This is a genomic window from Cupriavidus sp. (assembly GCF_057315035.1).
In genome coordinates this window covers 1-22,447 of the sequence record NZ_DBHKYV010000031.1, presented here as the reverse complement: position 1 = coordinate 22,447, position 22,447 = coordinate 1, and the positions used below count along the sequence as shown (strand labels likewise).

Below are 22,447 nucleotides of genomic sequence, written 5' to 3'. Positions count from 1 at the left end.
TTCAACCGTCCTTCCTGGCAGCAATAGCGTCAGCCACCACCGATGCCTGGTCCTGCGCGACCATTGCCTTCAGGTACTTCGTGGATGCCAGCACGCGCACGGGCATCGGTACGCGAGCCGCATCCGATACCAGAGATCCCTTGACCGCTACCGCGGTGGCATCGTCCACCAACAGGTTTGCAACCCGCGCATTGAGCGCTGACCTCAGCAGTACACCGCGGAACCGGTCGATTACCGTGTCGTCGTCGAAATCGATCGGGGCCATCGGCAGGAACAGGCAACGCTCCGCGGTATGGACTTCGGTTGAGACGCGATAGACCTGCACCACCTCGTAATACTGGACCGTCAATGCATGCATATGGTTGTAGTTGGCCACCACGCGCGTACTGACCGCCTCGTGCTCCGATTGGCTGACCTCCCGCACAATGCTGGCGCGTCGATTGCGTACCGATGTCGAATGCTGCTGGGTGCTGTCGTTGACCTGCTGCGTCATCGACGCATTCACACTCCTGGTACCGTTGGACCATGAGGTGCTGCCGGCCGAGGATGCAGTGGAAGCCTGCTGGCCGCTGGCCGAAACGTCGCCGCTCGCCCACAGGCTGGTCAGCAACCCGGTACCCACCGTGGCCGCGATCGAGCTCGATGACGATTCCGACTGTGCCCAGCTATTGGAGCCACCACTTTGCATGTCGTTGGCGGTGGCGGATTGCACCTCGCTGATCGACCGGCCCTGCTGTGTCGCGCTGTCCAGTGCTTCCGACTCGGAAATGGCTTCGGTGGTCGATGCACGCGTCCGGCGCGACCAGTCAACCACGGCGATTCGCGTGCATTCACCCGGCGCCAGCGCCAGCGAATGCAGCATGTGCCCCAGCGTGATGCCCTGTGCGTACCACGATTGCGAAAACGTCAGTAACGCGCCCACGGCCGGCTTCTGCAACTGGCCACCGCCCGCCGCCGCGATAGCCTTGTTCAACGACACCTGGCCGTCCAGCGGCTTCAGCGCGGCATCGCCAAGGCCCATGTCGAGCATTACCAGCCGCTGGTAGTAGACCCGCTCGGTCGGATACTCGCCGAGCCGGGGACGCAGGCCTTCGGCCGACCGGTCCTCGGCGTCCTGTACGGTGCCATAAGCCTGTGCCACCAGGCTGGCCGCGAAACGGTGCGGCGGCCACAACGCGAACTCGCGAATGGTCTCGACGCCCATGCCAGCCTTCAGCGCCGCTACGTTCGCCGCATCGATGCCACGCAGATTCTCGACGCCAAGGGACGCGACCTGTTCCGGATTCACCGCTGGCGCCGACGTACCAAGCCAATCGTTGGGAGAAATGCCAAAGCGTGTGACGCTGTTACCAGGATCGTCGCGGGTGGACGCGGCTTTTGCGTTGGCGAAGAGCCAGGAGCATCCCAGGTCGAAGACCGAGATGATGCCCAGCTTGCGCAGCTCCGGAACCACGGCAGGCTGGATGTCGATCAGCACGCTGATCGGGCTTCGCAGCAAGTCGTGCGTGTCGAGTCCCTCGTAGCCACTGCGCAGGAACTCCGCCTGGTCCCCGGCCACCTTAGCGCACTCCGTAGTCGCGTAACGAAATGGCCCAGGTGTACGTAGCCGTGATCAGCGCCGTCAGCGTGTCGCCGGTGGGTTCCGGGTTGGCGACGATCAGCTTGATGGCCTCGCGACCCTGGTGTGCCACACGGCGCAACCGCTGGAACTTTTCTTCGTTGAGCACATACTGCGCCCCCAACTGCAGCTTTTCGCCAACTGCACGTACCAGCAACGCACCATTGGTGTCGTTGGCATGAAGTGGCCATTCCTCGCCGGGCGGCGGATTGACACCAAAGACCTGCGCAATGCCCGGGCTCCTGAGCACTGCATACGCCAGGTTCGACACCGACACCATCTGCTGATAGCTGCGCTGGATCGATACGCCATGAAAGCTCATCAGATAGGGCTGGAACAGCTGCAGCGCGGACAGGATCGCTTCGCGCATGGAGATACCACTGTCGGCAATCGAGCGTTCGGAGAATACCGACACCGCCTCGAACAACGGCTTGCGCAGGCTCTGGAACTTGTCGGCGGCATCGGGCGCATAGCCTTCCGAAGCGCCGAGAATGGGAAGCGCCATATCCTGGCGCTGTTCATGGTTTGGCAGCGGCGAAGTGGTACCGTATTCCATCCGCAGGTCGACGATACTCTCCGCCACTTCACCCGCCTTGTAGAACTCCGGGCGGCTGACAAAGTCCTGGGAAATCGCGTGGGCCATCTCCACCAGGCAGTCCAGGGTCCATCTTGCGTAAAAATCGCCAAGCAGGTCCGGATAGCTGGTGGCTGCATTGTCTCGTGGCATGAGCTGCCTTTCAGCGCGTACGGTGCTGACTTTGCCCCGACACGCAAGCTGTTTCTCAGACCCCGCTACTCCAGCGGGCGGTGAAAGGCAGAGCGATCGCCGCCGCGGATCGCCGCGACGGCGCGCGGTGTCACCGCGCTCCCGTTGCGGAACGCACTACGGAGGATCCCCCAACCCGGCGCATCATTCTTGATGGCATAGTGCCGAACGACCTCCTTCGCATCACTGCGGCGTCGCCAGGTAACCGGCGAATGCAATCATCCTAGTGGACGCCAATCAAAGCGCAATTGCGTGCCATTTCAATCTGATCTGTGCTGGGCTGAAGTCTCGCGACCCAAACGATGGGAGCAATGAGAGCGTTAACCGGTAGGGGCTGCCTACCTCACAACCATGGCCGCCCCCGACAGCGCGAGTAACGCCGCGACGACCGAGCGCATCAGGTTCGGAGGCAGCGGAGGCGGCGCCTTCATCGTCAGCCGGGTGGTGATCTGCACGATCGGCACGGAAAGGACGCAGAGCAGCAGCGCACGTGGCGTGATGCCCATGGAAAGCCCAACCATGAGCAGCCGCATGCCGGAATTGCTTGCGAACATCACCAGCAATGCACGTCGCACGACATCGAGCGCCAGCGGTTGCCGGTATAGATAGAACACGATGGGCGGTCCGGACGTACCGAACAACCCGCCCAACAGACCGGACAGCGCTCCTGCTATCGCAAAACTGCGTGGGGGTCCTACCCGCGCGGCCTGTTCCTTGCGAACGACGAGGCTGACCGCGCAAACGATGATGACAATGCCCAACCCGGTTTCCAGCCACGACGCGGCATGGTCATGCATCCAGCGCAGCGACAGCACACCAAGCAGCACCGTCAACAGGCTGGCCATCAGGGCTGGACGCATCATCTTCCACGGTGGCGCCTGTCGCTCGGCGCGGAAGAATGCCACCGCATTGATCAGCGTAAGCACGCTGGAGATGTTGGCCGCGTCAGCCACCGAAGCCAGGTTGAACGTGGTCACCAGGCTGAGCAGCACCAGGCCGAACGCGAAGCCGGTCAGGGTCTGCACATAGGTGGCCACCGTTACGCAGAGCAGGAAGGACAGTAAGGTCACGGGAGTCTTGACAACTTCCGCAACCGGGGCGAGTGCGAGAATATCCACCAGGGTCTTTCGTTTCTCCGGGGCGCCTGCATTTCTACTATCTACGCCGGCACGGCGTCAAGCATCCCCGCGCTGGCCATCAGTGTTGCCAGGCCGGTCTCCTCGAGCGCATAGACGCCACGGGCTGCGCGCCACACGAGTGCCTTCTCCTGCAAGGCAACAAGCGCCTGCTGGGCGCCTGACACATCGATCCTTGTGCCAACGTTCGGTGAGGTCGCCTGCAACACGGCATTGTAGGCCTCCATGGTTGCTGCTTCGAACGGCGCGAATTTTTCGCCGCGGACGGCCATGACGCACAGCACGGTTGATTGCGGTGGCGTCAGACTGTGCACCACGCGCAATTGCTCGCGATCGCTCTCCGCAATCTGCTCGTCAATGGCTTCGGAGAACCGTGTGCCGAGCAACTCCGGTGGCAAACCGAAATCAAAGCGCACCACATCCGCGGCGGCTCCCAGCAGCTCCGGGCGGAACGACGCGCGCTTGAAAACTTCGTAGGCCAAGACCGGGTCGAGGGTATTGCCGAGATCGAGCCGGTTGCAGAACCATTGCACGAAGTCCATTCCGAGGGGCGGAAAGCCAATCAGCGGCGCGCCCATGAAGGCCTGGTCGCGGCCGGCACGCAGCATCGCCAATTTGTCGCGATTGGAGCCGGTAGCCACGATGCGCAGCCCGAAGTGACGGCTGCTGTTGAGTTCGTCACGCGCCGCCTTGAGCGCGAACAATGCATCGTTGCCCTTCTCGCTCACAATGGCTTGCTGTGCTTCGTCGATGATCAGGGCGATGGGTCGCTTCACCTCATCAGACAGTTCGGCCAACGCCGCCGACAATGAAATGCCATTGCCCAGACCGACACGATCCAGCGAAAACGACATTCCGCCGACGGTGACCTTCTCCATGCCGGCAGATCGCGCAAGTCGCGTGACAACGCCCTCGTGCCTGGCAAGCGCTGCGCGTACCATGTGCACGATGGTTTCGCCGGGATCGGCGTTGCGGTCTTCCCAAAGATCGACATACAGAACCAGGGCACCTTCCTTTTCCAACGCGGGCCGCAGATCCTCGCGCAGGAACGTCGACTTGCCCGTACGCCGCGGCGCCGCCAGGAACAACCCCGAGCTCGAGGCGGATGTCGGCGAGACTTCCAGGATGTTCTTGGCAAAATTGGCTGCAAGTGCCTCGCGACGGAAGAATTCCATGTGATCTTATATGCTCTATTGTCGATTATAGGGAATTATAGACAACTATAGAGCCTGCCGGCAGGCCATTGCTGACGCCGGTCGATGACCAGGCAAAACCTGTTGAGCCGGCGGTAGGCAGCCGACATAAAGTGTAAGGTTTTGGCCGGTTTGGCCAATTTGTCCGATACATCGATGTCGGATAGCATGCCGGAAACACTCACAACAACACACCGGGGTAACAGGTTGAACGAAGACGAACGCGGAACTGGAACTGGAGGTTCCGTAGCGATCTACTGGGATTTTGAGAATCTTCACGCCGCACTTGTCGAGGCAAAGTACGGCGAAGGCACCTATGCCAAGCAGGACAACCGCTTCAAGGCACAGGAGCCCCTGGTCGACGTGCAGGCAATCGTGGAACTCTGTTCCGCGTTCGGGAACGTTGCCATCAACAGGGCATATTGCAACTGGCAGTTCTTCGGCAGGTACCGGGATGCGCTACTGCAAGGATCCGTCGAATTGATCCAGCTTTTCCCGCCAGGCGCGTCGGCCAAGAACGGAGCCGACATCAAGCTATGCCTGGATGCCGCCGAAGACATCAGCCGATTCAGCCATATCCGCACCGTCGTCATCATCGGTGGCGACAGCGATTTCATGCCGGTCGCACAAAGGATAAAGGCCGCGGGCCGTACCCTGATCGGAATCGGCTATCGCAAGAACACCAATCGCCACTGGGCAAAGTCGTGCCACGAATTTCGGTACTACGAAAGCCTGGTGGAACCGGTTGACGCAGGGAATCCCACATCTGCAGAGAATGCTTCGACTTCGCATGGGCTGGCGGCGGACATGCTCCGGCGTGCGGTGCGTCTGCTGGCGGAAGCGAACGGCGATACCTGGGTCAATGAGGCCAGCGTGTGGCCGATGATCAAGCGCCTGGACCCGACGTTCTCCATCAAGGAGCATGGCTTCGCCAGCTTCGGCGACATGCTGAAGACGCTGGATGCAGTGGTCGAAGTCAAGAAAGGCGCCAAGGACCACCTTATAAAACTGCGCTAACGGGACCAGCAAACGTTGCCGGCAGAAGGGGCGCCACGTCGCGGCACCCCTTGCGTCATCAGCTCGCGCTGATGTTCTTTTCCTTGACGATCGCACTCCAGCGGTCGTAGTCCTTGTTCAGGCGCGCCTGCATCTGCTTGCCGTCCTGGAACGACGCAATGGCACCCGCGCTGACCAGTTTCTGCTGCAGTTCCTTGTCATTGCTGACGATTGCGCGGGTTTCAGTCGCAATACGGTCGACGATGGCTTGCGGTGTGTCGAGCGGAGCGATCAGGCCACCCCATGAATCGAAGTCAAACCCCGGGAAGCCTTGCTCGGATACGGTCTTCACGCCCGGCAGCAGCACGCGCGCGTTGGGCGAACTGAGCGCGATGGCCTTGAGCTTGCCCGCACGGATATGCGGCAGCGCGGCCACCACGTCGGCGAACATGATGCCCACCTGTCCGCCCAGCAGGTCGGCCACGGCGGGCGCGCTGCCACGGTACGGCACGTGCAGCATGTCGAAGTGCCCCAGGTCCTTGAGCTGTTCCATTGCCAGATGGCCGAAGCTGCCGGTACCCGAGCTGGTATAGCTCTGCGGGGTCTTGCTGGACTTGGCAAAGCGGATCAGGTCAGGCAACGTTTCCACACCCGGAACCACCTGCGGATTGATGACGATGGCCATCGGCAACACGTAGACTGTGGCCACGGACAGGAAGTCCTTTTTCACGTCATACGCATTGGTCTTGTACATCAACGGTGCCAGCAGCGCCGGCATGCCGAACATCGACAGGTTGTAGCCATCTGCCGGGCTCTTGATAAAGCTGGCCGTGCCGATAGAGCCCGATGCGCCGGGCTTGTTCTCGATGATCACCTGCTGGCCCAGCCGCTCGGACAGCTTTTGCGCCACGATGCGCGCGGCGGTGTCGGTCGGGCCGCCCGCCGGAAACGCCACCACCATCTTGATGAACTTGTCGGGCCAACCGGTCTTTGCCATTGCGGATGGCAGCATGGCGGCCAGCGATGCGGCGGCGCCCGCCTTGAGCACGTGGCGGCGGCTCAGCAGTGTGGTCATTGTCTTGTCTCCTGGATTTCGAAATTGGGATGAATCAGATCACGCCGCGGGACCGCAAGGCCTCGATGGCGTTGTCGTCGAGTTGCAGCAGATCGCGGAACACCTCACGCGTGTGCTGGCCCATATGTGGCGGCGGCATGCGCACCGGCATGCGCTGGCCGTCGATGGCGTACGGCGGCGCCAGCACGGCTTGCGGGCCGGCCTCGCTGTCGTCGAACCGATGCAGCAGGCCGGCCTGTGCGGTGCGCTCGGACTGCAGCGCGTCAAGCATGCCCAGCACCTCGCCGCATGGAATCTGCGCTGCCGTCAGCCGTTGCAGCAGGTCGGCACGGGTAAAGGTCCGCAGCACTTCACGCACCTGCGTCAGCAACATGTCGCGATGGGCGGAGCGCGCCGTGTTCGTGGCAAAGCGTTCGTCTTCGGCCCATTCGGGACGTCCGATCACTTCACGGCAGAAACGCTGGAATTGGCCGTTGTTGCCTACCGTAATGACCAGCGGGCCGTCGGCGGCTTCGAATACGCCGTATGGGACGATCGAAGGATGGGCGTTGCCGAACTTGGGCGGATCGCCGTCCTTGAGCAGTGCTTCCATGCCGTAGTACGACGTAATCATGAGCCCGCAATCGTATAAGGCCATCTGTACATGGCGGCCCTTGCCGGTCGACTGGCGCGCAAACAGCGCGGCCAGGATGGCCTGGGCCGAATACATGCCGGTGAACATGTCGACGGCGGCCACACCGAACTTGAGCGGCCCTTGCCCGGCCTCGCCGTTGGTAGCCATCACGCCGGACTCACCCTGCACCACGAGGTCATAGCCAGGACGCTCCGCTTCGGGCGTGAAGCGCGCGTAACCGGAAATCGAGCAATAGACCAGGCGTGGGTTGCTGGCGCTGAGCTGGTCGTAGCCAAGCCCAAGTTTTTCGGCGCCACCAACCTTGAAGTTCTGGATCACCACGTCGCTTTGCGCTGCCAGCTGGCGGGCCAGTGCCGCGCCCTCCTCGCTTTGCAGATCGAGCGTGACCGAGCGCTTGTTGCGGTTGGCGCTATTGAAATACGACGTATTGCGTGTGCCGATGCGTACACCCCAGTCCCGGGTATCGTCGCCGCGCGCCGGGTGTTCGACCTTGATGACATCGGCGCCCAGATCGGCCAGTGCCATTGCGCACATCGGTCCCGCCAGCACGCGCGACAGGTCCAGCACGCGCAAACCGGCCAGCGGCAATGGCGCCACATTGTTTTCTTGATGCATCTTTAGCGTCTCCTATGGACGCCGATTGTCCATATGTTCTATATGCTTGACAATTGCAACCGAAATTCAACAGATATGACAACTGGGAGTTGACAATGGATCTGGGCGCGCTGTCCTTGCTGGTGGACATCATCGACGCCGGCAACCTGAGCCGTGCGGCCGCGCAATTGGGCATGAGCCGTGCGAACGTCAGCAAGCGCCTGAACCATTTCGAGCGGCAGCTCGGTGCGGAACTGCTCCGGCGCAGTACGCGGCAGCTGGAGCCAACCGAGCTGGGCAGGCAATTGTATGAACATGGCCGGGCCATCCGCCACGTACTGATCGCTGCGCAGGAGTCGGTGCAAAGCCTGGGCAAGCAGCTCAGCGGCACGGTACGGCTCAGTGTGCCGAGCGGGTTCGGACAGCACACCATGTCGGCGTGGTTTGTCGAGTTCATGCGGCGGTACCCGGCCATCACGCTCAATGTCATCTTCGACAACGACATCGAGGATCTGGTAAAGGGCGCGGTGGACTTCTCGGTGCGTGTCATGGGCGAGGCGCCGTCCAATGCCATTTCCCACAGCCTTGGCGATGTCGAATACGTGGCATGCACCACGCCCCAACTGGCCCGCGAACTCGGCATGCCGCAGACGCTGGACCAGTTCAAGGACTTGCCGTTGATCACGTCGGAGCTCACCGGCCAGAAGCTGCTCGTGGCGGGACGCGCGGGCACGGCGGGCGCGCAATCGCAAATCCGCCCACGCCTGATGTCGGCAAACTTCTTCTTCCTGCGCGACACCATTCTCCAGGGCCTCGGTGTTGGTCTGGTGCCGCGCTATATGGTCGACCGGGAACTCGCGGCCGGCACGCTGTTGCAGTTGCCGCTGCCGCCCGAAGAGCTGGCCTTCCTGCGCACGACAATGTACCTGCTCTATATGCCCGCGCGGTACCAGACACGCGCCGTCAGCACACTGATTGCGTTCCTGCGTGACAAGGCGGCGGCCCGGCAATGAACGCTTCCGCGCCAAAGATCGCTGTATAGTGCCTGCGCCAATCGTTCTCCGTTATCTGTCATCCCCCAGGAAGCTGCATATGCCGTTCATATCCCTGAAGCCCTTCGTGGCCTCAATGTTGTGCGCCCTGTGCGTGATGCCATCGATTAGCCATGCAACCGAGATATCGAATGATCAGGTCCGGCGGGTCGTGGACAAGGCAATTCGTCCGTTGATGGCCAGGGACAAGATCCCGGGCATGGCCGTAGGCGTGATCGTTGAAGGCAGGCGCCATGTATTCAACTACGGCGTGGCATCGACAGAGACCCGCGGGCCGGTCACCGACCATACGCTATTCGAGCTTGGATCGGTCACCAAGACATTCACAGCCACCTTGAGCGCGTGGGCACAGGAGCAGAAGAAGCTTTCCCTGTCGGACGACGTCGCAACACACTTGCCGGCATTGCGCGGCAGCCCGTTCGGCAGCGTCAGTTTGCTGAATCTTGGCACCCATACCCCAGGCGGCCTGCCGCTGCAGGTGCCGGACGACGTACGCAATGAAGAGCAGTTGATGGATTACTTCAAGGCATGGCGTCCGACCTATGCAGCCGGCGCGTATCGAACCTATTCCAACCCCGGCATTGGCACCCTTGGCCTGATCACTGCCAAGAGCATGGGCCAGGACTTCGTCACCCTGATCGAACAGCGCCTTTTTCCGGAACTCGGACTCAAGAACAGCTATATCAAGGTTCCCACCGAGCGGGCGGGCGACTACGCGCAAGGCTATACAAAGGAAGGCAAGCCAATCCGCATGACAGATGGCGTGCTCGGCGCGGAGGCTTACGGCGTGAAATCAACCGCTTCCGACATGCTCCGTTTCGTCGAAGCCAATATGCAACTGGCGAGCATCGACGGGCAACTGCAACGCGCCATTACGAACACTCACACCGGATACTTCACCACCGGGCCGATGACCCAGGATCTGATCTGGGAACAGTATCCGTACCCGGTTACGCTGAATGCGCTGCTGGAAGGTAACGCGCCCAGAATGGCGTTCAATGCAACGCCAGTGCAAGAAATCAAACCGCCGCTGCCGCCGCAGGCCAATGCCTGGATCAACAAGACCGGCTCGACAAATGGTTTCGGGGCTTATGTGGCGTTTGTACCGGGGCAACGAATCGGTATCGTGATGCTGGCCAACAGGAATTTCCCGATCGAGGACAGGGTCAGGGTTGCATACGGGATTCTGTCCGCGCTCACCTCGCCAGCATTGCGCCGCTAATCAGCGCTCGCCTGCTGCATCTGTACCTGTGCGAGATTGACGATCCGCAACGCTTCCGCAAAGACTCCATCAACATTCGCCGTGGAGGCAGCGGTTCGATCTGCCGAGATACCTTGAACCAATTCCTGCAACATGCCCGGGCGCTGCAGTTCCATGCGCTGCAACAGCATGTGCAGAATATAGATGCAGGCGCCGACTTGGTCGTCTTTTGATGGATTCAAGGGGTCTCCCTTCATTTACAGGATAAATGCCGATGCGAATCGGTATCGGGTGGGGCAATATCAGAGGGGAGAAGACGCAAGGTAAATGACGCTGAGAGCCAATAGCACAAAGCCGACGAACATGGCGGCCAGGCAGTAGTCTCGCGAAACTACGCCAAGCCAGGAATGCTGTGCATTACGCCGTTCCTCATCCGTATCGAAAGTGCTGTTACCCTTTCGATAAGCGGCGTACCTGGCTGCGTCCTCATTTTGCTTTGCACTTGGGAACGGCGTCGCAATTTCAAACATCCCGTAGGTCCCGCCTAGAAGCAGGAAGGCTCCTACCATCATGATTGCATGAACCAAAGCGAACCCTCTTCGATTGCGAGATTGAGATGGTGCGGTTGATCGGGATGGCTCAGCGCGCAGGGCTAGATTTACCTAACCACTTCTCCCGAACCGCGCCAAATTCTCCGTTGGCCTGCGTGAGATGCAGCCACTGGTCAACGTAGCGCTTGAACACTTCATCGCCACTGGGCAGCAGATAGGCCATTTCCGCATACTGCAGCGGCTTGTCGGGATTCACTGCGCATAGCTCGGGATGCGCCCTGCTTTGCACGATGGCTTCAGCAGCTTCAGTGACGAAGACATCGGCACGGCCCGCGATGATTTCGTCGAAGATTCCGAGATTGTCCTTGTGGATGGTCAATTGGGCATGCGGTAACCGTGCCTTGGCGAATTTCTCGTTGCTGCCACCGGGATTGGCCACTACACGCACCCCCGGCTGATCGATCGCCTCGACGGTCTGGAACTTGGCCACGTTCTCGCAGCGCGTGATCGGCGTCTTGCCATTGACCATGTAAGGCATGCTGAAGTACGCCAGCCTCTGCCGCTCCAGCGAGACGGAAATGCCGCCAGCCGCGATATCGCATTTACCGGCCCCGAAATCGGCCATCAGCGTGGCCCAGGTGGTCTTGACCATTTTGGGCTCGGCACCCAGCGATCGCGCCAATGACGTCATGAGATCGACATCAAGCCCCTCGAACGTATCGGGTGCCTTCATGAAACTGAATGGCTTGTAGTCACCCGGGGTGCAGACCCGCAATTCGTGCGACTCGGCGATGCCCTTCATGGTTGCCGACGCGGGCGGCCTTGGATAGCTGGCAGGTGGCTGCGGGGACAAGGCAAAGGCAGGGAATGCGACCAGCATGCCAACAACGGCGAGCTTCGCTTTCATTAGGGCGTCTCCAATTGACGATCGAATTCGGTTGGCATTCAGGCTGCGCTTCGCAGGATACAACAGCCGATGCACCGCCATCCATCGGCCATAATCACCGATTCGACACTTGCCCCTGATTTGGTAGATAGATGATGATCACCGGACACGTCTTTATTGCCACCAGCCTTGATGGCTATATCGCCCGCCCCGATGGCGACATCGGCTGGCTTCTGGAGCGGGATGATCCCGCGGAAGACCACGGCTACCCGAACTTTATCGCCGACAAGGACGCGATCGTAATGGGTCGCGGCTGTTATGAAAAAGTGCTGACGATGGGCGAATGGGCCTACGACAGGCCGGTGCTGGTGCTGTCCCGGCAATTGGCCAACATGCCGGTTCCCGTGGAACTGCAGGGGAAGGTTCGTTTTTCAGACCGTTCGCCCGTCGAGGCAATGGCGCAACTGGAGGCCGAAGGTATGCGCCGCGTATATGTCGACGGCGGCCAGGTAGTCCAGTCATTCCTGCGCGAGGGTTTGATCGCCGATCTGGTTGTCACCGCGGTACCGGTGTTGATCGGGGCCGGCCGGCCGTTGTTCGGCACCCTGCCGCACGACGTAAGCCTGGCGCTCGAATCGAGCCGGCATTTTCCGTCGGGACTGGTGCAGTCGACTTATCGGGTGTTGGGGAATTGACCAAGTGCGCGGCCAAATCATCGCTCATGGATGAAGTTCGCGAATGGCATGAGATGAACGCCCCCCCTTGGTGGGGGTGAAAAAGGAGCGAGCGGCACGCGGGGTGGTGCTGCTCGCCCACGCAGCTCCTGAATCAGGCGCCCTTGCAAAATTGTTTTATCGGCATAGGAATTGGCTTGATTAGTCAACCCCTGGCCGCAACGATTTCGCGCGCCTGCTTGCCCGCCAGCCAGTCCGTTGAGGACTCCGGCAACGACAAAAAGGGGCGCAAGCGCCCCTTTTTACGCCCTGTTACAGATGCGCAGCGATCAAGCCATCAGCCCGATCACAGCCCTCACAGGACGCGTTCGCAGCGTTGGAAACTCGCAGCCTTACAGCGGCTTGATGCTTCCTGCCTGCTTGCCCTTCGGGCCTTGCTTGACTTCAAAGCTGACCTTCTGGCCTTCCTGAAGGGATTTGAAGCCGTTGCCCTGCACTTCGGAGAAGTGCGCGAACAGGTCCTCGCCGCCGTCGTCCGGCGTGATGAACCCAAAACCCTTTGCATCGTTAAACCACTTGACGGTACCTGTTGCCATGTTCTGAATAATCCAAAAAAAACAATATGTTGATGACGCCGCCGGCTTGCGCCAGGCGTGCGGCCATTTTGTATCATAGTCCAACCGCTTCCGACAATCGGGATTGGACATGACTGTGCCTGCGACGTAGTGTCCGTGCACGACGGGACCTGCCGAGCCTATGATCGCCAGGCTCGCCCGAGTCCGCACCGGCCGTACCCTAACACTAAACGCTCGATAACGCCTTACAACCGGAGAATGCCCCATGGCAAAGCTCATGGCGCTGTACAAGAAGCCCGCGGACAGCGCAGCGTTCGATTCGCACTATTTCGCCAGGCATATCCCGATCGCCAAGAAGATCCCTGGTCTACGCAGTTACGAGGTCAGCAATGGCCCGGTAACGACGCCCGCTGGGGAGTCGCCATTCCATCTGGTGGCGCTACTGGGCTTCGATTCCCTGGCGGATATCCAGAAGGGGCTGGCTTCGCCAGAAGGCGCCGCAGCGGCGGCGGATTTGGCAAACTTCGCCCAGGCCGGGGTGGATCTACTTATTTTTGACACCAAAGAGGTTTAGGATCGACCGTTTTCGGTCGCATCCTGTCGCGACTAGACGTGCCTGCAAACGCTTCCTTCCCCCAACACAAAAGAGCCCCCAACATGCCGCGCAGACGACAGTTCCTTGGCTACCTTCCGCTCGCACTGACCACCGGCATGGTGGGCACCGCGGTCTTCGGCAGCCGGCAAGCCTACGCCGCCGCCTTGCTGGACGAGCAGGATCCGCAGGCGCTCAAACTGGGCTACAAGGCTGATTCCTCCAGGGTCGATTCGCGGAAGTACCCCAGCCACAAACAATCCCAGACGTGCGGGAACTGCCAGCTTTATCAGGGTGACGCAGGCAGCGCTGCCGGGGGCTGCGTGCTGTTTGGCAGCAAGGAGGTTGCGGCGAAGGGGTGGTGTAGCGCTTGGGCGCAGGGGTGACGGAGGGCTGACGGAGGGCTGACGCAGGTCTGACATGCCGCGCAGCACTCCGGATCCAGCCGCTGCCGCAGATTGCGACCTCGCTTCTACGGACCCTTCGGCAGCAAAGACTGCAGGCTACTACCCCTGCGCGGTTTCGGCTCGACCCCGACACGCGGATCACGCTTTAGCACGAGCGACGTGACAGTCTGCGCGGTCTCCTCGAATGCCGGATCGTCCTGAGGGACGTACAGCCACTTCCGCAGTACGGGATGCGGCGCCAAGGCCGGCATCTCCGCAATGAGCGCCGGATGTCGGTCTTGCGACGTGCATACCAACAACCCGCTCCATGGCGCTTCGCGATCTGCAGCCACCAGGCACAGCAGGCCATCAACATATGCGGCATCGGACCCGAACATCCGCTTTCGGACGTAGCTTCGCTCCCGCTCAAATGCTTCGAAGATCCAAACAAGCGAATTGCTGACGGTAGCTGGCATCGGTAGTGGTCGATTGGAAGGCGTTCTGCCGATGATCGGCCGATACCCCACGTCTTGACAAGAAGATAGGGTAATTTCCCCATCCCGCCAGCCGGTTTGCACCTAACCTTGGGTAAGCGATGAGGCTCCTGCGCCGTCGCAGTCTTGTCATCAGCCACAGGGAGGCGAACCAAATGTCCAAAGCGGAGAATAAGAAGAGCACCAAGCAAGCAGACGAGCAGGCCTCCCGGTCGACCTACCTCACGCCCGACGAACGCGCCGCGAAAGGCCGGGCTCTACGCGATGCCGTGCCGCGGTCCTCCCAATCCGGATGGAGGCCTGCCGACAATCGCCGGGACCCCGTGGCACTACTGGACGAATCCAACGCCGGGCGAATTATGGAACTGGTCCCCATTCGATTCGGCCGCATGTCTGCCTCGCCGTTTGCCTTCTATCGCGGCGCCGCCGCAATCATGGCCGCCGACCTCGCCACAACCCCGTCCAGCGGCATCCGCGTCCAGTCTTGCGGCGATGCACACCTGATGAACTTCGGTGGATTCGCCACGCCAGAGCGCAACATCATCTTCGACATCAACGACCTGGACGAAACCCTTCCGGCGCCCTTCGAGTGGGACCTGAAGCGGCTCACCGCCAGCATCGTGATTGCCGCCGACCATCTGGCACTGCCCAGGAGCGACGCAGCGCGCGTCGCGACCGATTCCGTGCGCGAGTATCGGGAACGCATGCACAACTATGCCGGGATGCGTGCGCTCGATGTCTGGTACGACCGCATTGACCTGCAGAAGTATGAAGACCGCACGGGTGACCCCAAGGTCGTGGAGGCGACGCGCAAGCGACTGGCCGAACGCATCGAGGCGGAACGGCGTAAATCGGTGCCGGACCACATGTACCCGAAGTTTGTCGCCGAGGCAGGCCTGCATCCGAAAATCAAGGACGAGCCGCCGTTGATCTTCCATCCATCCGAAGACCTTGCGCCCGGCCTGTCATCAGGCTACGAGGCGGCAATCGAAGGGTATCGGGCGAGCCTGGCGGACCATACCCGGGTGCTGTTCGATCGCTTTCATTTTTTCGACATGGCCATCAAGGTAGTCGGCGTTGGCAGCGTCGGCACGATGTGTGCGGTGTGCCTGTTCATGGCAGCGGACAACGATCCCCTGTTCCTCCAGGTAAAGGAGGCCCGGGCGTCGGTGCTGGAGCCCTATGCGGGCAAAAGCGTCTACGACAATCACGGCCAGCGCGTCATTGTTGGGCAACGGCTGATGCAGGCCGCCACAGATGTGTTCCTCGGCTGGACCCGCGGCAGAAACGGCAAGGACTTCTATATTCGCCAATTGCGCGACATGAAGATGTCCGCCCTGATCGAGGACTGGGACAGCGGCTTGCTTCGGCAGTACGGCAGGATGTGCGCCCACGCCCTGGCCCGTGCGCATGCCCGGACGGGCGATGCCGCCATGATGGCGGGATACATGGGGTCAGGCAGGACGTTTGACGATGCGATTTGCGAGTTTGCCACCGAGTACGCGTCGCAGAACCGCAGCGACTTCCGGGCCTACCTGGCCGCCATTCGGGAAGGACGCATCCAGGCGACGATTGAAGATATCTAGTCTTGCGGCGCACCACAAGCATTGACCCTGCCCTTGGTAGTCTCCCCTCTCCCGCACGGCGGGAGAGGGGAGCAAACCACGGGCATTTCAGATACTTTCGGTGGTCTCCCCTCCCCGCTCCATCGCTGCGCCACTATCGACATGCGGTATTCGTGCTTAGCCGGAAGTCGGGAATTCGGTACGCTCGGTCTGATTGTTTATCACGCCAGTCATCGAACCAAAGGACCGCTGCATGTCGATCCCCGACACCGTTACACCCATCACTGCCGCAGACGCCGCGGCGCTTCGCGATGCGCCGCAGTTGCGCCCCCTACCCGTCGACATGTCGGTACTGCGTCAGCGGGCCCAGGCGTTGCTGCCTGACATCGCGCTTCAGGCAGCGCAACGCGAAAGCCGGCGGGAACTGCCATTTGACTTTGCACGCCAGATCGCCGATGCCGGTCTGCTGACCATCCGCATTCCCCAGGCCTATGGCGGCCCGGGTGGAAGCGTCCGTGACGCTATCCGTTTCGTGATCGAACTGGCCTCCGTGGACGCCAACCTTGCGCAGGCGCTGCGGCCAAACTTCGGTCTTGTCGAAGGCTTGCTCGCGGGAAGAGACAACGAAGCAGAGCGGCAGCGCTGGTTTGATCGCCTGCTGGCGGGCCAGATCATCGGCAACGGTGGCGTGGAGCGTGGCGGCAAGCATGGCGCGATCCAGGCGACGATCGTGCGCCACGATGCGGCCGGGACGGCGGCAGCCCATTTTGTGGTCAACGGCACCAAGTACTACAGTACGGGCGCCCTGTATGCCGACTGGATCAGTTCGATCGCGCTGGACGAAGACGGCAGGGAAACGCATTTCACGGTGCCGCGTGATCGCGCGGGCATGGAACTGCTGGACGACTTCGACACCATCGGGCAACGGCTGACTGCCAGCGGGACGACTCGCTTCACGAACATGCGTGTTGAAGCCGATGAAGTCCGCAACGGGTATTTCCCGCGTGACCGCCGCAATGCCGTGACGCCCGTATTCCAGCTCTATCTGGCGGCGACCGAAGCGGGCATCGCGCGCAATGCATTGAACGATGCGGTCTGGTTTGCTCGCAACAAGGCACGGCCGATCAAGCACAGTTCGGCGGACCGTTCGGTGGACGATCCGTATGTGCAGGAAACCATCGGCAAGATTGCCGCCGAAGCGTTCGCGGCGGAAGCCGCCACGTTGCGCGCCGCCGATTCCATCGATGCGGCGTGGGCCGACAATCTCAGCGATGCATCGCTGACGCAGGCGTCGCTGGACGTGGCGCAGGCGCAGTACTTTGCCGTGGCGGCGGCTCTCGAGAGCGCTGAACTGGCTTTCGACGTGGGCGGCGCCTCGGCATGCGACCGCCAGTACAACCTCGATCGCCACTGGCGCAATGCACGCACCGTGGCCAACCACAATCCGCGCCAGTGGAAGGCGGCGGTGGTTGGCGCCTGGCTGCTCAAGGATGAACCGCCGCCGACTACCGGCCTGTTCTGACCGACGGACGAACAACAGCCAGCGCCAACCGGCGCTGGCGCTGCCTACCGCCGATGATCGAAGCGGCGGGCCAGACGTTCCCCGCCGAACTGCACGAGCGTAACGAGCGCTATGAGAATCGCGATCACGTTGAACATGACCTCGGTTTCATAGCGTTCGTAACCGTAGCGGATGGCGAGGTCACCCAGCCCGCCAGCGCCCACGGCACCGGCCATGGCTGACGCGCCGATCATGGCGATCACGGTGACCGTGGCGCCGCCGATCAGCGCCGGGAGGGCTTCCGGCAACAACACATGCCGGACGATATGCCAGCGCCGGCACCCCATGGCGCGCGCCGCTTCGACCAGTCCGGCATCGGTCTCGTTGAGCGCCACTTGCGACACGCGGGCAAAGAATGGAATCAGATGCGCGCTTAGCGGCACCACCGCCGCCCACGTGCCCATCGTCGTGCCGACGATGATGCGCGTGACCGGCAGCATGGCTACCAGCAGGATGATGAACGGGATCGAGCGGAACATGTTCACCAGCACCGACAACACGCGGTGCGTGCGCGGCCTGGGCGCGAGGCCGGTGGGCGCTGTGACGGTGAGCACGATCGCCAGCGTCAGGCCGGCAACGAACACCACCAGGCAGGCGCTGCCTGTCATCAGCAGTGTTTCGCCAAATGCCTTCAGGTACTTCTCAGCCATTGGCAACACGATGAGGTATCTCCGTAGGTCCGACATGCCCTTGCAGGCGTCCGCGCAGCGGCTTTAGCAGCGCCACGGTAGCGTCGGCCTGTGGCTCGGAAAATATCCGCCATACCGGGCCATGCTCCATCATGCGGCCGTGGTCGAGCACCAGCACGCGGTCGCACACGGCCTCGATCACAGCCATGTCGTGCGTGATCAGCACTACCGTCAGGCCAAGCTGTTGGTTGATGTCGCGCAGTAGCGCCAGGATCTGCTCGGTAGTCTCCGGGTCGAGTGCTGACGTGGCTTCATCGCACAGCAGGATTTCAGGCCGGTGTACCAGTGCGCGCGCAATGCCTACGCGCTGCTTCTGGCCACCGGACAGCATTGCCGGGTAGGCCTGTGCCTTGTCTGCGAGCCCGACCATGGCCAGCAGTTCGTTCACCCGTGCCTCGATTTCGGCGCGTTTTACGCCGGCCACGCGCAGTGGCAGCGCCACATTGTCGAACACGGTCTTGGCCGACAGCAGGTTGAAGTGCTGGAAGATCATGCCAATGCGCCGGCGCAGCGCCACGAGTCGATCCTCATCGAATCGCCCGATATCCGCGTCGTCTATCCACACGTGGCCCAGGTCGGGCCGCTCCAGCATGTTGATGGTGCGCAGCAACGTGGACTTGCCAGCGCCGCTGCGGCCGATGATGCCGAACATTTCAGCGCGACTGATGGAGAACGAGATATCGGCCAGTGCCGGCGCGGTCGCGCCTGCGTAAGTCTTGCCGACCTGCTCGAAGACGATGTGCGGATCGCGCGCGGGCAATTGCGAAACCGATTGCATGTCCGAGTCTCCCATTCTCAGAACGCGGGGATCACGGAGCCCTGGTATTTGGTCAGGATGAACTTGCGTACCGCCTCCGAGTGATAAGCCTTCACAAGGTGCGGCACCCACGGGGCATTCTTGTCTTTCTCGCGCACCGCAATCACGTTGACGTACGGATTGTTCTCGCGTTTTTCCACGGCGATGCCGTCGCGTGTGGCGACCAGTCCCGCCTGATAGGCGAACGTGTTGACGATGGCGGCCGCGTCAACATCCGGCAATGCGCGCGGCAGCACCACCGATGCACTCTCGATGAACTCGAGCTTGCGCGGGTTGGCCGTGATGTCCGCCAGTGATGCCGTGCCGGTAAACGGATCGAAGCCGTCTTTCAGCTTGATCAGGCCGTGGTCGCGCAGAATTACCAGTGCGCGGGTCTGGTTGCTTGGATCATTGGGGATGCCGAGGCGTGCGCCAGTCGGCAATGCCTCTAGCGACTTGACCTTGCGCGAGTAGAACGCAATCGGCGAGATCAGCGTATCGGCCACATTAACGATCTTGTAACCGCGTTGGCGGATCTGGTCGCGCAAGAATGGAATGTGCTGGAACGCGTTGGCGTCGAGATCGCCATTGTTCAGTGCTTCGTTGGGGCTGGCGGTGCCCGTAATGATCACCGGCTCGACCTTCAGCCCATGCTTCGCCGCTTCGCGTGTGACCACTTCCCAGATTTCCTCGTCTACTCCGCCGCGCACACCCACCTTCAAGGTCTTGCCGGCCGGCTCGGCATTGGCAGTACCTAGCGAGAAAGCAGTGAGGGCGAGTACGAGCGAGGCAAAGACACCGAAAGCGGAGCGTCGTTTCATGATGACTAATGCAGAAGTTTGGGAAGCACCAGTCTATGAAGCCCACCGCCACGGGTCCACGAAGTATTACGAGGTAGCAAATGCAGTCTACGCCGCTACCCTGGCGGCCGCCCTGCCCGCGGGACGTGCCAATCCCATATGCTCGCGCAAGGTACGCCCGGTGTATTCGGTGCGGAACAGTCCGCGCCGCTGCAGGATCGGCACCACCCCATCGACGAATTGCTGCACGCCATCCGGCAGTACATCCGGCATCAGGTTGAAACCATCGGCAGCGCCGCCGCGGAACCAATGCTCGATATCGTCGGCAATCTGCTCGGGCGTGCCCACGATCACCCGGTGCCCGCCGCCTCCGGCCAGTTCGCGGATCAGCGCACGTACGGTCAGGTTCTGCCGCTGGGCCAGGGCGATCGTGGCGCGGAAGAACGTATGGTTGCCGTTGGCTGGCAGCGCCAGCGCCTCGGGCAATGGTGCATCGAGCGACAAGCGGTCTGCGGTGATGCCTAATGTTCCTGCCAGCCGGTTGAGGCTGTAGTCCCATGGGATCAGGTCGACCAGTGCATCGCGACGCTGGCGCGCCTCGGCTTCGGTCGCGCCAATGATCGTGGTGAGTCCGGGCAGCACCTTGATGGCGCCCTCGCCTCGTCCAAGTGCTTCGGCACGCTGGTTCAGCGCGCGGCGGTATTCAAGCGATTCCTCGAACGATTGCGACGCCGAGAACACGGCTTCCGCATGCCGCGCGGCCAGTTCGCGTCCGTCTGACGAACCGCCGGCCTGGAACAGCACCGGGTAACCCTGCGGCGCGCGTGGCAGGTTCAATGGTCCCTGCACGTCGAAAAACTCGCCGTGATGGGCAATGGGCTGCAGCTTGCCGGTATCGACGAAGCGCCCCGATGGCTGGTCGCCGATAAAGGCATCGTCTTCCCAGCTGTCCCATAAGGCCTTGGCAATGCTGGTGAACTCATCGGCGCGCGCATAGCGCTGCGCATGGTCGGCAGGCGCGGTGCGCCCGAAATTTCGTGCGGAGCCGGCATCCGCCGTGGTCACCACGTTCCAGCCCGCGCGGCCGCCGCTGACATGATCGAGCGTGGCGAAGCGGCGGGCGATATTGTAGGGCTCGTTGTAGCTTGTCGATGCCGTTGCCACCAGTCCGATATGGGTAGTGGCTGCCGCCACGCAGGCCAGCAGCACCGTTGGCTCCAGTGCGGTGATCGGCCGGAAATTGATCTGGTCTGCAATCGACGCATTGTCGGCCAGGAAGATCGCATCGAACTTGCCGGCTTCGGCAACCTGCGCCAGCCGCACGAAATGCTGGACATCGATGAATGCACGCGGATCGCTGTCTGGGAGCCGCCATGCGGATGGCACGAAGCCGGAATGCAAGGCGTTCAGGTTCAGGTGAAGCTGGCGGGGTGGCGTGGCTTGGGTCATGGTGGCGTGGGTCGGGGCGCCGTCGGTGAGACGGTCCAGCGGTCGAGCATAAGGAAATCCGCTCTGGACGGGAACGAACGAAAGCCGATATCGATATGCCACGCGCCATCACGCAGCATCACGCAGCATTACGCGATATCGGCGTCATATCGACGTGCCGAAAGCTTCGTTCCGTTTGCGGACATGGTGGCGTACGGTCCGTTGGGATCCACTTCCCGCACAAGGACCCGCAATGAGTTCCGTATTCCCGTTCGAGCGCCCCGCCACGCCCGCCACGCCCGCCACATTTACGCCGAATCCCGCGCCGAAGCAGAAATTCTGGTTCGACCCCCTGCCCCAACGACCCAGTATCGAGGCCGAACGCCGGCACCGCCAGGAACGGCTGGCCGGCGCTTTCCGCATCTTTGCGCGACAAGGTTTCGACCTCGGGCTGGCCGGCCATATCACGGCGCGCGACCCCGAGTTTCCCGATCATTTCTGGGTCAACCCGCTCGGGGTGCATTTCTCGCGCATCCGCGTATCGGACCTGCTGCTTGTAAATGCGCGCGGTGAAACCGTGGTGGGCAATCGCCCGCTGAACAAGGCCGCGTTCGCGATCCATGCCGCCATCCACGAGGCGCATCCGCATATCGTAGCCGCCGCGCACACGCATTCCACGTACGGCAAGGCATGGTCAACGCTGGGACGCAAGCTCGATCCATTGACGCAGGACTCATGCTCGTTCTACGAGGATCACGTGCTATTCGATGACTTCACCGGCATGGTGGTCGACAACTCGGAGGGACAACGGATTGCCGACGCGCTCGACAAGGGCAACGGTCACACCCACAAGGGTGCGATCCTGAAGAACCATGGCATCCTGACTGCCGGGCCCACCGTTGAAGCCACCGCCTGGTGGTACATCGCATTGGAGAACGCGGCGCACACGCAGTTGTTGGCCGAGGCAGCAGGCACGCCCCAGCCCATCGACGAGGCCACCGCGCGCCACACTCACGGGCAGGTCGGCGGCAACGAGGGATCGTTGCACGCATTCGAAAGCCTCTACGCGGGACTGGTGGAAGCAGAGCCGGATCTGCTGGACTGACGGACTTCCATACCGACACCCGTGCTTGACATCCTCCCCTGCCTGAAGGCAGGAGATTCCTTCTGCGTCTGAAACGATGA

General features: G+C 61.7%; 22 protein-coding genes and 1 pseudogene. 9 read left to right on the top strand and 14 right to left on the bottom strand.

Going from position 1 to position 22,447, the window contains the following annotated elements; all coding sequences use genetic code 11:
* Position 1 precedes the first annotated feature (1 nt).
* From ACO550_RS28290 to ACO550_RS28275, 4 genes are all read right to left on the bottom strand, one after another.
* Positions 2-1,558, bottom strand: coding sequence for a hypothetical protein (locus tag ACO550_RS28290; RefSeq protein ID WP_315597704.1), 1,557 nt, complete (start codon positions 1,556-1,558; stop codon positions 2-4).
* Between the two features lies 1 nt (position 1,559).
* The gene (locus ACO550_RS28285; protein WP_315597703.1) at positions 1,560-2,345 is read right to left on the bottom strand and encodes a hypothetical protein; all 786 of its coding nucleotides are present in this window, start codon (positions 2,343-2,345) and stop codon (positions 1,560-1,562) included.
* 377 nt (positions 2,346-2,722) lie between these two features.
* Positions 2,723-3,502 carry a TSUP family transporter gene (locus tag ACO550_RS28280; RefSeq protein ID WP_315597702.1) on the bottom strand — a complete coding sequence of 260 codons (780 nt, stop codon included), beginning with the start codon at positions 3,500-3,502 and terminating at the stop codon, positions 2,723-2,725.
* A gap of 41 nt (positions 3,503-3,543) precedes the next feature.
* On the bottom strand, positions 3,544-4,695 hold the full coding sequence (locus ACO550_RS28275) for an ATP-binding protein (RefSeq protein ID WP_315597701.1): 1,152 nt from the start codon (positions 4,693-4,695) through the stop codon (positions 3,544-3,546).
* Positions 4,696-4,881: 186 nt separating this feature from the next.
* Between ACO550_RS28275 and ACO550_RS28270 the strand changes: the two genes are divergently transcribed.
* Positions 4,882-5,730, top strand: coding sequence for an NYN domain-containing protein (locus ACO550_RS28270; RefSeq protein WP_485995038.1), 849 nt, complete (start codon positions 4,882-4,884; stop codon positions 5,728-5,730).
* A 58-nt stretch (positions 5,731-5,788) separates the two neighbouring features.
* Here the strand turns inward: ACO550_RS28270 and ACO550_RS28265 are convergent, their stop codons facing one another.
* The gene (locus ACO550_RS28265) at positions 5,789-6,784 is read right to left on the bottom strand and encodes a tripartite tricarboxylate transporter substrate-binding protein (protein ID WP_315597699.1); all 996 of its coding nucleotides are present in this window, start codon (positions 6,782-6,784) and stop codon (positions 5,789-5,791) included.
* Between the two features lie 34 nt (positions 6,785-6,818).
* Complete coding sequence (locus ACO550_RS28260; RefSeq protein WP_315597698.1) at positions 6,819-8,033, bottom strand: CoA transferase; 1,215 nt, start codon at positions 8,031-8,033, stop codon at positions 6,819-6,821.
* 95 nt (positions 8,034-8,128) lie between these two features.
* Between ACO550_RS28260 and ACO550_RS28255 the strand changes: the two genes are divergently transcribed.
* A complete protein-coding gene (locus ACO550_RS28255) occupies positions 8,129-9,025 on the top strand; it encodes a LysR substrate-binding domain-containing protein (protein ID WP_315597697.1) in 897 nt (298 codons plus the stop codon).
* Positions 9,026-9,104: 79 nt separating this feature from the next.
* On the top strand, positions 9,105-10,286 hold the full coding sequence (gene ampC / locus ACO550_RS28250; protein WP_315597696.1) for a class C beta-lactamase: 1,182 nt from the start codon (positions 9,105-9,107) through the stop codon (positions 10,284-10,286).
* Here the strand turns inward: ampC and ACO550_RS28245 are convergent.
* Positions 10,283-10,507 (bottom strand): hypothetical protein, encoded by a 225-nt coding sequence (locus ACO550_RS28245; protein ID WP_315597695.1) that lies wholly within the window; start codon positions 10,505-10,507, stop codon positions 10,283-10,285. The genes ampC and ACO550_RS28245 overlap by 4 nt on opposite strands.
* A gap of 397 nt (positions 10,508-10,904) precedes the next feature.
* Positions 10,905-11,723: a transporter substrate-binding domain-containing protein gene (locus ACO550_RS28240; RefSeq protein WP_315597694.1), complete on the bottom strand. Its 819-nt coding sequence runs from the start codon at positions 11,721-11,723 to the stop codon at positions 10,905-10,907.
* A gap of 134 nt (positions 11,724-11,857) precedes the next feature.
* Here ACO550_RS28240 and ACO550_RS28235 point away from each other — a divergent pair, with 134 nt between their 5' ends.
* On the top strand, positions 11,858-12,397 hold the full coding sequence (locus tag ACO550_RS28235) for a dihydrofolate reductase family protein (protein ID WP_315597723.1): 540 nt from the start codon (positions 11,858-11,860) through the stop codon (positions 12,395-12,397).
* 371 nt (positions 12,398-12,768) lie between these two features.
* Here the strand turns inward: ACO550_RS28235 and ACO550_RS28230 are convergent, their stop codons facing one another.
* A complete protein-coding gene (locus tag ACO550_RS28230; protein WP_315597722.1) occupies positions 12,769-12,972 on the bottom strand; it encodes a cold-shock protein in 204 nt (67 codons plus the stop codon).
* Between the two features lie 244 nt (positions 12,973-13,216).
* Between ACO550_RS28230 and ACO550_RS28225 the strand changes: the two genes are divergently transcribed.
* Both ACO550_RS28225 and ACO550_RS28220 read left to right on the top strand, forming a co-directional pair.
* On the top strand, positions 13,217-13,525 hold the full coding sequence (locus ACO550_RS28225; protein ID WP_315597693.1) for an EthD family reductase: 309 nt from the start codon (positions 13,217-13,219) through the stop codon (positions 13,523-13,525).
* An 83-nt stretch (positions 13,526-13,608) separates the two neighbouring features.
* On the top strand, positions 13,609-13,929 hold the full coding sequence (locus ACO550_RS28220) for a high-potential iron-sulfur protein (RefSeq protein ID WP_315597692.1): 321 nt from the start codon (positions 13,609-13,611) through the stop codon (positions 13,927-13,929).
* A gap of 86 nt (positions 13,930-14,015) precedes the next feature.
* Here ACO550_RS28220 and ACO550_RS28215 read toward each other — a convergent pair whose 3' ends face one another.
* On the bottom strand, positions 14,016-14,405 hold the full coding sequence (locus tag ACO550_RS28215) for a hypothetical protein (protein ID WP_315597691.1): 390 nt from the start codon (positions 14,403-14,405) through the stop codon (positions 14,016-14,018).
* Between the two features lie 173 nt (positions 14,406-14,578).
* Here ACO550_RS28215 and ACO550_RS28210 point away from each other — a divergent pair, with 173 nt between their 5' ends.
* Positions 14,579-16,009, top strand: coding sequence for a DUF2252 domain-containing protein (locus ACO550_RS28210; RefSeq protein ID WP_315597690.1), 1,431 nt, complete (start codon positions 14,579-14,581; stop codon positions 16,007-16,009).
* 232 nt (positions 16,010-16,241) lie between these two features.
* Positions 16,242-17,510 carry an acyl-CoA dehydrogenase family protein gene (locus ACO550_RS28205; protein WP_315597689.1) on the top strand — a complete coding sequence of 423 codons (1,269 nt, stop codon included), beginning with the start codon at positions 16,242-16,244 and terminating at the stop codon, positions 17,508-17,510.
* A gap of 44 nt (positions 17,511-17,554) precedes the next feature.
* Here ACO550_RS28205 and ACO550_RS28200 read toward each other — a convergent pair whose 3' ends face one another.
* The 4 genes and pseudogenes from ACO550_RS28200 to ACO550_RS28185 form a co-directional block, all read right to left on the bottom strand.
* Positions 17,555-18,199, bottom strand: a complete 645-nt coding sequence (locus ACO550_RS28200; RefSeq protein ID WP_485995037.1) for a methionine ABC transporter permease — start codon at positions 18,197-18,199, stop codon at positions 17,555-17,557.
* Between the two features lie 43 nt (positions 18,200-18,242).
* Positions 18,243-19,031 (bottom strand): annotated as a pseudogene (locus ACO550_RS28195) (methionine ABC transporter ATP-binding protein); the annotation flags it as partial.
* Positions 19,032-19,033: 2 nt separating this feature from the next.
* Positions 19,034-19,855 (bottom strand): MetQ/NlpA family ABC transporter substrate-binding protein, encoded by an 822-nt coding sequence (locus tag ACO550_RS28190; RefSeq protein ID WP_315597688.1) that lies wholly within the window; start codon positions 19,853-19,855, stop codon positions 19,034-19,036.
* An 87-nt stretch (positions 19,856-19,942) separates the two neighbouring features.
* Complete coding sequence (locus ACO550_RS28185; RefSeq protein ID WP_315597687.1) at positions 19,943-21,283, bottom strand: NtaA/DmoA family FMN-dependent monooxygenase; 1,341 nt, start codon at positions 21,281-21,283, stop codon at positions 19,943-19,945.
* A gap of 232 nt (positions 21,284-21,515) precedes the next feature.
* Between ACO550_RS28185 and ACO550_RS28180 the strand changes: the two genes are divergently transcribed.
* On the top strand, positions 21,516-22,367 hold the full coding sequence (locus tag ACO550_RS28180; RefSeq protein ID WP_315597686.1) for a class II aldolase/adducin family protein: 852 nt from the start codon (positions 21,516-21,518) through the stop codon (positions 22,365-22,367).
* The last annotated feature ends 80 nt before the right edge of the window (positions 22,368-22,447 follow it).

Bases quoted from the DNA above. Each gene is read 5' to 3' on its own strand.
- ACO550_RS28285 (WP_315597703.1), bottom strand. From the start codon at position 2,345: ATGCCACGAGACAATGCAGCCACCAGCTATCCGGACCTGCTTGGCGAT.
- ACO550_RS28275 (WP_315597701.1), bottom strand. From the start codon at position 4,695: ATGGAATTCTTCCGTCGCGAGGCACTTGCAGCCAATTTTGCCAAGAAC.
- ACO550_RS28270 (WP_485995038.1), top strand. From the start codon at position 4,882: ATGCCGGAAACACTCACAACAACACACCGGGGTAACAGGTTGAACGAA.
- ACO550_RS28265 (WP_315597699.1), bottom strand. From the start codon at position 6,784: ATGACCACACTGCTGAGCCGCCGCCACGTGCTCAAGGCGGGCGCCGCC.
- ACO550_RS28260 (WP_315597698.1), bottom strand. From the start codon at position 8,033: ATGCATCAAGAAAACAATGTGGCGCCATTGCCGCTGGCCGGTTTGCGC.
- ACO550_RS28255 (WP_315597697.1), top strand. From the start codon at position 8,129: ATGGATCTGGGCGCGCTGTCCTTGCTGGTGGACATCATCGACGCCGGC.
- ampC (WP_315597696.1), top strand. From the start codon at position 9,105: ATGCCGTTCATATCCCTGAAGCCCTTCGTGGCCTCAATGTTGTGCGCC.
- ACO550_RS28240 (WP_315597694.1), bottom strand. From the start codon at position 11,723: ATGAAAGCGAAGCTCGCCGTTGTTGGCATGCTGGTCGCATTCCCTGCC.
- ACO550_RS28235 (WP_315597723.1), top strand. From the start codon at position 11,858: ATGATCACCGGACACGTCTTTATTGCCACCAGCCTTGATGGCTATATC.
- ACO550_RS28230 (WP_315597722.1), bottom strand. From the start codon at position 12,972: ATGGCAACAGGTACCGTCAAGTGGTTTAACGATGCAAAGGGTTTTGGG.
- ACO550_RS28225 (WP_315597693.1), top strand. From the start codon at position 13,217: ATGGCAAAGCTCATGGCGCTGTACAAGAAGCCCGCGGACAGCGCAGCG.
- ACO550_RS28220 (WP_315597692.1), top strand. From the start codon at position 13,609: ATGCCGCGCAGACGACAGTTCCTTGGCTACCTTCCGCTCGCACTGACC.
- ACO550_RS28215 (WP_315597691.1), bottom strand. From the start codon at position 14,405: ATGCCAGCTACCGTCAGCAATTCGCTTGTTTGGATCTTCGAAGCATTT.
- ACO550_RS28210 (WP_315597690.1), top strand. From the start codon at position 14,579: ATGTCCAAAGCGGAGAATAAGAAGAGCACCAAGCAAGCAGACGAGCAG.
- ACO550_RS28205 (WP_315597689.1), top strand. From the start codon at position 16,242: ATGTCGATCCCCGACACCGTTACACCCATCACTGCCGCAGACGCCGCG.
- ACO550_RS28200 (WP_485995037.1), bottom strand. From the start codon at position 18,199: ATGGCTGAGAAGTACCTGAAGGCATTTGGCGAAACACTGCTGATGACA.
- ACO550_RS28190 (WP_315597688.1), bottom strand. From the start codon at position 19,855: ATGAAACGACGCTCCGCTTTCGGTGTCTTTGCCTCGCTCGTACTCGCC.
- ACO550_RS28185 (WP_315597687.1), bottom strand. From the start codon at position 21,283: ATGACCCAAGCCACGCCACCCCGCCAGCTTCACCTGAACCTGAACGCC.
- ACO550_RS28180 (WP_315597686.1), top strand. From the start codon at position 21,516: ATGAGTTCCGTATTCCCGTTCGAGCGCCCCGCCACGCCCGCCACGCCC.